This window comes from Hungatella sp. SL.1.14 (genome assembly GCF_024460495.1).
GTDB classification, from domain to species: domain Bacteria; phylum Bacillota; class Clostridia; order Lachnospirales; family Lachnospiraceae; genus Hungatella; species Hungatella hathewayi.
Map to the genome: position 1 here is coordinate 26,504 of NZ_JANFYJ010000022.1, position 11,735 is coordinate 38,238.

Sequence of the window (11,735 nt, forward strand, 5' to 3'; positions counted from 1 at the left end):
ATTGAATGAGCCTTGATATGACCTATAAAATAACACCCAAAAGACATCATTACACCTAAATGGTGTCTTTTTAAAAAGCAGTCAATCCTAAAACTAACTGCTTTGTGTATATGGATATGAAATTGTAAACTAGAAGCTGTTTATTTTTTCTTTTTAGGTTTTGGCGTTGGTAGTTCATCATACATCACATCAAATAACCCCGTCAGAAAATCTTTATTATCAACTTCTTCCACCAATAACATTTCTTTGGCGTTTTCGTATGGAATTTCATAAGTAACTGTCGGCATATAAGAAATTGCAGACTTTGTTGGTTTTACAAGTAACCTATCATCATATATACCGCCAACGATTTTTCCACGATAATAAATAATAAATTCTCCCATCATTGCACGATATGTTATTTAAAGTCAATTCTGATAATTGTTCTAAAACAAATTGTAAATAATCTTTACTTGAAGCCATTTCCAACCCTCCAATCTTGAATTTTATTATTCCAATGCTTTCTTTAAGTCCAGAACAAATTGCTTTTGTTGTTTTTTCAAATAGGTTTTTACAAAAGGTTTCATAAACCACTTTTTAGGTATCACATTTTCTGTAAAGTCTATTTGTGTTTCATTCCCTTTGTCTATAAAAACACCAATCCAATGACCTTTCATGTTGCTATTCTCCATATCAAATTCCCAGCGTTTATATGGTTCTGCAACGGTAACGGTAAATGTAGTAGCATATCCATTTTTTGTGTATTCAATAAATTGTTTGTCATTTATTATTTCTGTTTTGCTCAAATCACTTCGCCATGAGTTATATTTATCAACAGCTAAAACAATGTTCCAAACTTTTTGAATATCATTACTAATAATTGTATTTATATTTGAAATTGCCACTTTTTCATTTCCCCTTTTCAAACTGAAATTTCTGGTGTTACATCGGTGTTCCTACTTCAATCAAATTACCGTCTAAATCATAAAAACGAACTACTTTTTGTCCCCAACTATGTGTCATAAGTTTATTAGCATACTGAATTGAAGGATAAGACCGTTCCAACTTTTCAACAAATGCTTCTATATCTCGTTCTTCAAAATATAATTCACAAGAATTACTTTTAGGGATAATATCCTTTCCTAAAAACTTTTTCCAAATTTTTTCGTCTTGAAGCACAAGTCCTTCCGTTAAAATCATGTTACCGTCATTGTCAAGTACCAAATCAAGACCGAACAGGTCATTGTAAAATTGTTTTGATTTCTCAATATCTTTAACAACAATTAAAATGTTCTTTAATTCCATTGTCTAACACCTCTAAATAAATTCAAGTTTGTCGCTTTCTTCATATCCACATTATATCATTTTCATATCTGCACCACAATAAAATTTTATGCACCGATAATCTTATTGAACAGCTCTAACAAACACCATTTCATCACTCCAATCTGAAATTTAGGTATGAAAAAAGCAGTCAATCCTAAGACTAACTGCTTTGTGTATAGAGATATGAAATTGTGAAATAGAATTTGCCTATTTCAAATCAAAAAGAGAATTTTCATAGTCCTTTACATAGTATCGTATATTTTTACGCCCCTTTTGAATAATGGTATGTCCCTCTGCTTCTAATTTTTCTTTCTGTGCTTCAATACCATTTGGATATTTAGCATTTAATTCTCCGTTTGCTTTTAATGTTCTCCAATAGGGTGTTTCATCTTCGGAACGCTGATAACTTGCCCACGCTACAATAGAAACAAATATACCCGCTGTAATCGGCTCTGTAAAATCTGCACCACTCAATTTTGCAAAGTGTTCTCGTATTTTTCCAACCGTAATCACTTTACCATGCGGAACTTTTTTCATTACTTTGTCATAGTCAATCGGGGGAGCAAAATACATTTTGTTTCCACCATATTTCTCAATACTTTTCTGGTCTATGATAATTTGAAATTTTGGCATATCCTTACTATCATGCAACATAGCATTAAAATCTTTTTTATCTTCATTTGCCATTTGTGCCACCTCCTACTTTAAGGATAGTCTGTTTCTTATTTCCATGCAATGAGGCTGTTTGAAAATTATTAACACTTTCAAATTTGTCGCTTTCTTCATATCCATATTATAACAGTTCCATATATCCGCCACAATAAAAATCAGCATACCCTTAGCATTTATGGAACAAAAATGCACACTTTTTCTTTCTTCCTCTTGATTACCCCACAACAGAAAAGAAAAAGCCCTGTCAAGAGCCTTGCCACCATTGGTGGTGCTTTGCACTCTTTACTGGGCTTTTGTTTGCTGTATCTTCCATGCAAGAGGAAATTAAAGACCTCTGTTCCATTTCGCCTTTAGATAATCTTCATAGTCTGCTTCATTGAAGTCTACTTGTGGAGAAGTGTCGGGAATGTTGTTTCTGTTGTCTATATCCGCAAGCTGACGAAATATCCAATCATCATAAGGGTCATGGTATTTATACTCTTTGGGCTGTTCTCTGTATCGGTCTAACCCTCGCATTTCCTTATGTACTTTTATCATGCGTTCCAGTTTTTGACGCTGTATCAACTGCTTGATTTCCATAAGTTCTTCCAACTCCGTAACCTCATTGGTAATGTAGTTATGGATATACTGTATGAGTTTATATGCCTTGTAAAATGTGCATTCTTTTTCATCATCGAAAAATTCATTTTCAGACAGGTAATCTAAGGAAACATTGAAGTCTTGTTCCCGTTTGATAATATCCATGATATAGGGCTCGGTGTGGTCAATATACTTCCATTCTCCCGACAATAATTCATTGGGCGTTACACCCAGCACGTCCATTATCTTCTCTAACGTATCAAAGGTAGGATAATTCACGCCACGTTCAATCTTGGAAAGGCTCTGCATATTGATACCGATTTTGTCCGCAAGTTCCTGTTGTTTCATTCCTCTGTGTTTTCTTATGGTCTGTATGTTTTCTCCTAAGAAACTGATTTTCTTTTCATAATGCTCCATAACTTAGTATAACCGCTCCTTTCGTTGCTTTTCTTGGTATTTATAAGCATATCATACTTAATCTATATCTAAAAGTCAACAAAAACTTCTTGACAAGTAATTCTAATGGAGTTATTATCGTATTAGACAGAGTGATTAAGCACGCTAGGGTCAATCACACGCTTGAGTAAGCATAAAAAATATATATTTTCGCTTTGATAGCATGAATAAGCATGGACTATCAGACCGAAAATAAGGTTTCTGACTGGGGCTGTTCCGTTTAGCCACGAGCCTTACAAGGCTCGTGAGCGTTAAGAACGGGGCAGACACAGGAAGAAAGGGAACGCCTTTAGGCGTTCGTAAAGGGCGTATATGTAACACCGCCCTGCGTATACATGTCATAGTACCTAGAAACTGTGATAAATAAAGGAAAAAATGCAATTTATACCCCGCAAAAAATCGGGGCATACGAAAGGAGTAATGAAGTATCGCAACACACGAAAATTTATCCGTTAAGATTGATTACATCAGCATTGTATTTGAAACCGCAACCGCAGAAGATGTCATCATGCACATTTTAGGTTTACCGACTGACATTTTCAATGTCTATCCGGCAAGCGTTAAATTCAAGACTTATCAAGCACGCTGGCAGATTGGAGATATTTATGTATCGGGGGACGCAAGAAAGACAGAGGACAACCCACAAGGGTTAGGCTGTTATCTTGTTATGACCGGCAGAGGTTGTGATGATATTTTCCGTATTCTCGACAGTAGGAATTATACCTTTGGGGATATGTTCAAACATTGTGAGCGAAGATACGGACTGGATAATTTCCATTTCACAAGGCTTGATATTGCCATTGATGATAAGAACGAAAAGCCATTCTTTACCATAGAGCAGATAAAGAAGAAATGCGAAAAAGAGGAATTTATCTCGAATAGTGAGGGCTACCACTTTGATGAAAGCAAGTTTGATGATTTCGACACCGCAAAGACTGTTTATATCGGTGCTGGTAAATCGGGATTGTCTTACCGCTTTTATGACAAGGATAAGGAAGTATGTTCAAAACATAATAAGACACTTAATGAAGTCGGCAGTTGGAAACGGACAGAAATGCAACTGCGTGATGATAAGGCTCATGTCTTTGCCATGACATTCAAAGACAGACCGCTGGAACTTGGGAAACTGGCTTTCGGGTTATTGGCAAACAACCTACGCTTTGTCGTGCCAAACAGAAATGAAAGTAATAAAAGCAGATGGAAAACGTGTCGGTTTTGGGAACGCTTTTTAGGGGCTGTGGAAGTCTTGAAACTGCAAGTACCAAAACAGCAAAATTCCCTTGAGGAAACACAGCAATGGCTCACAGAGGGTGGTGTGATTTCCGCTGTCAAAAGTTTTTATTTCTTGGAAGAACATGACGCATTAGGTGGACTGGAACGGGTGGGAACTATGCTTGATAAGGCAAGATACAGCACTTCCCTTTCCAGTAAACTGACCGCCCATTTACAGAGGATAAACCGCACCGACCTTATCCCCTATATCCAGTATGACACGAAACATGGGAAAGGGGGTATCTGATGAATAACAACGATATTCCCGTATGGGAAAAATACACCCTTACCATTGAAGAAGCGTCAAAATATTTCCGTATCGGAGAAAACAAGCTAAGACGCTTGGCAGAGGAAAACAAGGACGCTGGCTGGCTCATTATGAATGGCAACCGCATACAGATTAAACGCCGACAGTTTGAACAGGTTATTGACAAATTGGACGCTATCTAATGCAAATGAGCCTTGTATGTGTTATGATGAACACAAGTCATATCAAGGCTCTTTCCAACAAGGAAAGGAGCAGACACCATGAAAGAAAAAAGACGGGATAGCAAAGGACGTATCCTGCATACTGGAGAGAGCCAACGAACAGACGGAAAATACTTATATAAATATGTAGACGCATTTGGAAACACAAAATATGTGTACGCTTGGAGATTGACACCCACAGACCCGACACCAAAGGGAAAACGGGAAAAACCCCCACTTCGAGAACTGGAACAGCAGATAAGACGGGATATTGAGGACGGTATCGACAGCACAGGCAAGAAAATGACGCTTTGCCAACTCTACGCCAAACAGAACGCACAGAGGGCAAATGTGAAGAAAAGCACACAGAAACAACGGGAACAGCTCATGCGGTTATTGAAAGAGGACAAGTTGGGTGCTAGGAGCATTGATACGATAAAACCCTCTGACGCTAAGGAATGGGCGTTACGCATGAAAGACAAAGGCTTTTCCTATAACACCATTAACAACCATAAACGCTCGTTAAAAGCGTCATTCTATATCGCCATACAAGACGATTGTGTAAGGAAAAATCCTTTTGATTTCAAGTTAAGTGAAGTCATAGAAAATGATACCAAAGAGAAAGTCGCATTGACAGAGGAACAGGAACAAGCCCTACTCTCATTCATCAAGACGGACAACGTGTATCATAAGTATTACGATGATGTACTGATACTGTTAAAGACAGGACTTCGTATTTCGGAACTGTGCGGACTGACAGTAGCCGATATTGATTTCAAGAATGAGGTTGTGATTATCGACCACCAGTTACTAAAGAGCAAGGAACAGGGCTATTACATTGAAACGCCTAAGACAAAGAGCGGAACTAGGCAAGTGCCATTAAGCAAAGAAACGATACAGGCATTTCAACGGGTTATGAAGAAACGTCCAAAGGCAGAACCATTTGTGATAGACGGACGGGGCAACTTCTTATTTGTCAATCCCAAAGGCAAGCCAAAAGTTGCCATTGATTACAATGCCTTATTTGTCCGCATGGTAAAGAAATACAACAAGCACCACATGGACAACCCTTTGCCACATATCACACCGCATACGCTACGCCATACGTTCTGCACAAGACTGGCAAGCAAGAACATGAACCCGAAAGATTTACAGTATATCATGGGACATTCAAACATCAGTATCACAATGAACTGGTACGCTCATGCGTCCATAGATACCGCAAAATCAGAGGTTCAGCGTCTAATCGCATAAGAAGTATTTACCACGATTTTAACCACGATTGATAGCGAAAATATAAGAAGATAGACCTAGGTATGTGAGATTTACCACAAAAGCAAAATGCCCGTAGAGCCGATAAAATAAGGCTTTGCGGACATTTGAGAAGATATAAAAAGATAGTTAAAAAGACATATATAATTTATGCAGAACTTTTATTAGTGTTCATATTTGTAGCAATATTGTCACTCACTTACATATTCCCATGCAACATTGGACCGTGAACAAATTCCCAGTCCAAAATTTTTAATCAACTCATAGAAAACGTTACAGAAGTTGAATTGCAGAGGCTTAAAACCTCAAATCAGCTGCAAAAGGGGATACCATGAGGAACATTCAATCACCTGGTTTTCGCCTTAGGAATCGGCTACGCGGCTGCGATGGCGGTTCAGACAGGTATAAGGAGGCGGTGGAAACGCCTCCCGCAATATAAAGCTGACGTCGCAACCGGCATTAAGAAAAAGGAAATTTCCGGTGGGTCGGTATCGTCATACCTGTCATCAACCGTATCGCCTAGTACCTCCAGCTTAGAGATTACGACAGAAGACAGTATGTCCTCCCAGAAAGTACCGATCAACGTGGTCAGCATCGCCGTCTTAAAGGCAATCATCTCTTAGGAAGCACAGCCTCCTGCCATGGCCTCCTGCAGAAAAGTGAAGGCGAAGTTGGACGCCTGTGACGCCGAGATCCTAATGTATGGTACGTATGTCGAACGCCCCCTACGTAATGGTAATGAAAAAGGCGTTTCATATCACAGACGAATCCATTTCATAAAAGAAACAACATAAAACTCCCCCGCCAGGTACCTAAACATGCGGTACCCGGCGGGGGAGTTTTATGCTGTTTCTTCTGTTCTTTTTCCACTTTTTTCATCAGGATCGACCAGATAATACCGTCCAGAATAGGGCGGCAGAGTAAGTACTGCGTTTCCTTCACAGCGGACGTACTGCTCCATCTCGCTGGAAAACAGCAGTGCCAAACATTCTGCGTCTTCCACCCTCAGTTCATACCCCTCCTGTTCCTCATCCGAAAAATTAAAAACGGCTGCAATCCTCTGTTTTTCACTCCGGCGTTCAAACGCATAGATCAGCCGCTCCTCCTGATGACAGTCCAGCCATTGAAAGCCGTCCGGTTCATAATCCCGCTCATACAGAGCCGGACTGTTTAAATACAAGCGGTTTAAATCCTCCATGAAGCGGTGAAACGCATCGTGGACCGGATAGCGTAAGATCTCCCAGTCCTGCTGCCTCTTTTCATCCCACTCGCGGAGCTGGCCAAACTCATTGCCCATAAAGTTCAGTTTTTTTCCGGGATGGGCGTACATATAGAGATAAAGCGCGCGGGCCTGCGGGAACTTTCCCTCATACGCCCCGTACATTTTCTGCAGGATGGTCGCTTTTCCATGAACTACCTCGTCATGGGACAACGGAAGCAGGTACCGTTCCTGATAAAAATACTGCATGGAGAATGTGAGCTGATGATACCTCTCTTTCCTCTCCGACGGAGGTGCCTGAAAGTATGACAGAGTATCGTTCATCCAGCCCATGTCCCACTTATAATCGAAGCCGAGACCGCCGTGTTCCACCGGCTTTGTGACGCCCGGATAGACGGAGGAGTCCTCGGCAATCAGAAGCGTCTCCGGATGCAGACTTTTAAGCCCTTTGTTCATCTCCTGAAGAAACTGAATCCCATTTCTGTTTTCCCCTCTTGCAGTATCTCCCTGCCAGTAGATTAAATTGCTAACAGCGTCCATGCGCAGTCCGTCAAAGTGGAATTCCTTCAGCCAGTAATTTCCCGCAGACTGAAGGAAGCTTCTGACCTCCCCGCGGGAATGCATGAAATTGCAGCTTCCCCACTCGCTCCTTCCCACATCGCTGTGAGGATACTCGTAAAGCGCCGTCCCGTCATAGTTCCAGAGCGCATAATCATCCACGGCAAAATGTACCGGCACAAAATCCATAATCACCCCGATCTCATGAGAGTGGCACTGATCGACAAAGGCTTTTAACTCATCCGGGGTTCCGTACCGGGAGGTGGGACTGAAAAAACCGGTATTCTGGTAGCCCCACGACTCGTCGGATGGGTGCTCCGACAGCGGCATCAGTTCCACATAATTATAGCCATTTTCCTCCAGATACGGGATCAGTAAATCCGCCAGCTCAGTATAGGAATACCAGCCATTTACCAGCCCCCTTCCCACACCATTTTCCCCGTCTTTTTCCGAATATTTTTTCGAATATTTTTCCGAATGCTTTTCCGCGTTCTTTTCCACGCCGTCCACCCGCTCTTTTCTCCGCCAGGAGCCGGCATGTATTTCGTAAATATTGAGCGGCTTGTCCAGCCCTGCTCTGTGCTTCTTCTGCCATTTGGAATCACGGAACTCATATCCGCTTAAGCTGCTGATGACTGAGGCTGAGTGCGGGCGCAGTTCCATGAAAAAGCCATAGGGATCGCAGTGGTCGATAAAAGAGCCGTCACGTCTGTAGATCCTGTATTTGTACATCATTCCGGCTTTGGCCCCAGGCACCGTGCACTCCCAGAAGTTTCCGTCGTACACTTTGTCCATGGGCGTCTCCCCCCAGTCATTAAACTCTCCGATTACGGAAATCCGTACTGCGTTCGGCGCAAAGGTGCGGAACACCGTCCCATTTTCCAAACGATGCGCCCCCAGATACTCATAAGCTGAAAACTCTTTCCCCGTATAAAACCCATAATAATCCATACTGATACCTCCTGTAAATGCGGCAGACGGCTTCCCGGTCTTTTTCTTCAAAGATAATAGACAACCGTCTGTTTTCCTACTATAATTGATTATATAAAAATCTTTATCTGTTATCCATCACCGATTTCGTAAAACGGTTGGATAACCAACGTTTTTGCAAAATCGTTGGAAAGGAGTGTCCCATGGACCTGCGAATAGAAAAGACGAGGCAGAGTATTATTAACGCATTCATCGCTCTGCGCTCCGGAAAACCTCTGGAAAAGATCACGGTAAAGGAACTCTGTGAAAAGGCCATGATCAACAAATCGACCTTTTATTTTCACTATGCAGACATCTATGAACTGTCCGATTTCCTCGAGACGGAGATCGTGACCTCCATCATCAGCTCTCTGGATCATCCCGAGTATATGGTGGAACATCCCGGCGCCTTTACACAGGAGCTGTTCCTTGCCTATCTTTCCAGGGATACCCTGATCCAGACACTGTTTTCAGGCAGCCGGAGCGGCCGTCTGATTCAGAAGATAGAAGCAGGCATCAAAGAACTGATCTATGAACGTCTGCCGGAATACCGGGATAATCCGGTCAAAAATATCATCCTGAGCTATCAGATCTATGGGGCCTACTATGCATTTTCCGAAAACCGGAATGAAAACACGTCAGAGGTCATCGCCGTGCTTGGGAGAATATCGGAGGAATTGCAGAAGCTTCTGCATTAAGCTTGACTTTTTTTCGCTCACCGGATATACTAATACTCAGTAAAAGGGAGTAGCTTGCGCGGTTCATTACATTTACCGCGTTCTGTGCAGCCGACATTCCCGTTTCCGCAAGCTTACAGGCACCTGCCCGGCAGAGCCGGCTGCCGGAAACCGGTGCACATATAAAAAGCGAGACTTTTATTGCATGATCATCTTCATCGTGCAATAAAAGTCTCGTTTTTTTTGCCCTTCTTCCTTTTTAAAACACACGAAAGAAGGATTATATTTATGATGTACGTACTTCTGCTCTTAGGTTTCTTCCTGCTGATCAAGGGGGCCGATTACTTTGTGGAGGCCAGTTCTTCGATCGCCAGGGCGCTGCGCATCCCCAGTATCATTATCGGGCTCACAATCGTAGCCTTTGGAACCAGCGCACCGGAATTATCAGTCAGCGTTTCCGCCTCTATTACCGGAAATAATGATATCGCAGTGGGAAATGTGATCGGCTCTAACCTCTTTAACCTGCTGGTCGTTCTGGGTGCCTGCGGCGTCATTCGTCCGTTTTCAGTCAAACTGCGCTGGGATTATGCGGCTTCCGTGTTTGTTGCCGCCGCCCTGTTTGTCATGATCCTTTTCGATCAGACAGTGAACCGGATGGACGGGATAATTCTTCTGGTCTTCTTCCTTGCTTTTGTTGGTTTTACAGTTCGTGACGCCATCGTCAACCGGATCGTTACCAGTGAGGAGATCAAAACGCTTTCTCCCGTACGGTGTGCTGTCTACATCATAGGCGGACTGGCCGCCATCGTCTGGGGCGGTGATCTGGTTGTAGATAATGCCAGCGCCATAGCAGCCTCCTTCGGCTTGAGCCAGAACTTAATCGGTCTGACCATCGTGGCCCTGGGAACCTCCCTCCCCGAACTCGTCACCTCCGTAGTCGCTTCCCGAAAAGGTGAGAACGGGCTGGCTCTTGGTAATGTAATCGGCTCCAACATTTTTAACATTTTGCTGGTCCTGGGAGCTTCTGCGGCGATTCATCCACTTCTTGTCAATCCATTTTCCATCTATGACACGGCATTCTTAATCATCGCCAGCGGCATCACCTGGCTCCTCTGCCGCAGCAAGAACCGGATCAGCCGCATGGAAGGCGGTTTTATGCTGGCCATGTATCTGGTGTATCTCATCTATGTAATTGTGAGATAACTTTATGTCCTGGCAGGAAGACGGTCTGCCAGGACGTCTGCCGCCCATTAATTGCATGAGCTGCATAAAAATTAGTTGGACTCCGTAAATAGCACTATACAGATAATGACCGTCTCCATTTTCATCAGATCAGACACTTCATTACCAGATTTACCATGAGTTCCTTTTCTTCTGGCCTGGACTCTGCAATCATTATCGTAATGGCCGCCAATGCAAAGTCATCAATACGCTTTTTTCCATCATCAAACAAAATTCCATTTTGATCCAGAAAGTATAGAAAAATGGCTGCCGCTATTCTTTTATTTCCATCACTAAAACTGTGATTTTTGGTGATAAAATATAGAAGATTCGCAGCTTTTTCTTCCATACTTTCATAAACATCGCTTCCTCCAAACGTCTGGTAGACAGCGCCTATGCTGGACTTAAATGACTCATCCTTTTCATTTCCAAACAGGCTGCTCTCCTCTGAGAAATTCATTGTAGCAATCACCTTTCTGCACTCTTCATATGTCAATATACAGACAGGTTTACTGCCCCCTGGCTTTTCTATCCTCTGATGGTCATAATCATCCAGAAGGTTAAGAGCCGAGGCATATCTCTCTATTACATGGAGAACCTGTTTCGTATCCAAACACTCATTTACACGCTTCATAACTCTGATTATGCCTCCCAACTGTTCCATACGACTCTGATTCACTGCATATCCATGGATTATGTAGTCCTTCAGGACCTGGTTGGCCCATTTCCGAAATGCTATACCACGTTTTGATTTAATACGATATCCTACAGACATAATCACATCCAGGCTATAACAGGTAATCGGTTTATCAGAATGTGCAAATTGCAAAAAATGCAAATTGCTTTTTTCCTCCACTTCTTCCTGAAAGACATTCTTAATATGCCTGGAAATAACGGAAATATCTCTTTGAAACAGTTCCGCCATCTGCATCTGAGTCAGCCACACCGTATCATCTTCCACACTTACCTCTAAAGTGACTGCTTCGTCTTCTGTCTGGTATAAAACCAGTGTCTTTGCATCTTCTTTCGTCATTTGTACCAGCCTCCTTACTGTTGTAAAGCGACTC

At 42.3% G+C, this 11,735-nt stretch carries 11 protein-coding genes and 1 pseudogene; 5 read left to right on the forward strand and 7 right to left on the reverse strand.

All coding sequences use genetic code 11. The features are described 5' to 3' along the window. Positions 1-140 precede the first annotated feature (140 nt). The 5 genes and pseudogenes from NE473_RS21530 to NE473_RS21550 form a co-directional block, all read right to left on the reverse strand. Positions 141-462: pseudogene (locus NE473_RS21530) on the reverse strand (TfoX/Sxy family protein). Positions 463-488: 26 nt separating this feature from the next. Continuing rightward, positions 489-884 carry an SRPBCC family protein gene (locus NE473_RS21535; RefSeq protein WP_010775277.1) on the reverse strand — a complete coding sequence of 132 codons (396 nt, stop codon included), beginning with the start codon at positions 882-884 and terminating at the stop codon, positions 489-491. Between the two features lie 37 nt (positions 885-921). Continuing rightward, a complete protein-coding gene (locus NE473_RS21540; protein ID WP_117628206.1) occupies positions 922-1,284 on the reverse strand; it encodes a VOC family protein in 363 nt (120 codons plus the stop codon). Between the two features lie 228 nt (positions 1,285-1,512). Continuing rightward, positions 1,513-1,992, reverse strand: coding sequence for an MGMT family protein (locus tag NE473_RS21545; RefSeq protein ID WP_256265384.1), 480 nt, complete (start codon positions 1,990-1,992; stop codon positions 1,513-1,515). Positions 1,993-2,301: 309 nt separating this feature from the next. Continuing rightward, positions 2,302-2,973 (reverse strand): helix-turn-helix domain-containing protein, encoded by a 672-nt coding sequence (locus NE473_RS21550; RefSeq protein WP_002322214.1) that lies wholly within the window; start codon positions 2,971-2,973, stop codon positions 2,302-2,304. A 496-nt stretch (positions 2,974-3,469) separates the two neighbouring features. On the opposite strand from NE473_RS21550, the gene NE473_RS21555 reads away from it, so the two are divergent. From NE473_RS21555 to NE473_RS21565, 3 genes are all read left to right on the forward strand, one after another. Continuing rightward, positions 3,470-4,531, forward strand: a complete 1,062-nt coding sequence (locus NE473_RS21555; RefSeq protein ID WP_256756141.1) for a replication initiation factor domain-containing protein — start codon at positions 3,470-3,472, stop codon at positions 4,529-4,531. Continuing rightward, positions 4,531-4,734, forward strand: coding sequence for an excisionase (locus NE473_RS21560; RefSeq protein ID WP_002607397.1), 204 nt, complete (start codon positions 4,531-4,533; stop codon positions 4,732-4,734). Before NE473_RS21555 ends, NE473_RS21560 begins: the two co-directional genes overlap by 1 nt. Before the next feature lie 78 nt (positions 4,735-4,812). Further along, the gene (locus NE473_RS21565; protein WP_215677013.1) at positions 4,813-6,006 is read left to right on the forward strand and encodes a site-specific integrase; all 1,194 of its coding nucleotides are present in this window, start codon (positions 4,813-4,815) and stop codon (positions 6,004-6,006) included. Positions 6,007-6,865: 859 nt separating this feature from the next. Here NE473_RS21565 and glgB read toward each other — a convergent pair. After that, positions 6,866-8,752, reverse strand: coding sequence for a 1,4-alpha-glucan branching enzyme (gene glgB / locus NE473_RS21570; RefSeq protein ID WP_055652247.1), 1,887 nt, complete (start codon positions 8,750-8,752; stop codon positions 6,866-6,868). Positions 8,753-8,934: 182 nt separating this feature from the next. Between glgB and NE473_RS21575 the strand changes: the two genes are divergently transcribed. Further along, entirely contained in the window at positions 8,935-9,468 is a 534-nt protein-coding gene (locus tag NE473_RS21575; protein WP_055652246.1) for a TetR/AcrR family transcriptional regulator, read from the forward strand. A 267-nt stretch (positions 9,469-9,735) separates the two neighbouring features. Next, positions 9,736-10,650 carry a calcium/sodium antiporter gene (locus NE473_RS21580; RefSeq protein ID WP_022031687.1) on the forward strand — a complete coding sequence of 305 codons (915 nt, stop codon included), beginning with the start codon at positions 9,736-9,738 and terminating at the stop codon, positions 10,648-10,650. Between the two features lie 124 nt (positions 10,651-10,774). Here NE473_RS21580 and NE473_RS21585 read toward each other — a convergent pair whose 3' ends face one another. Further along, positions 10,775-11,701 carry a virulence RhuM family protein/type II toxin-antitoxin system death-on-curing family toxin gene (locus NE473_RS21585; protein WP_055652245.1) on the reverse strand — a complete coding sequence of 309 codons (927 nt, stop codon included), beginning with the start codon at positions 11,699-11,701 and terminating at the stop codon, positions 10,775-10,777. Between the last annotated feature and the right edge of the window lie 34 nt (positions 11,702-11,735).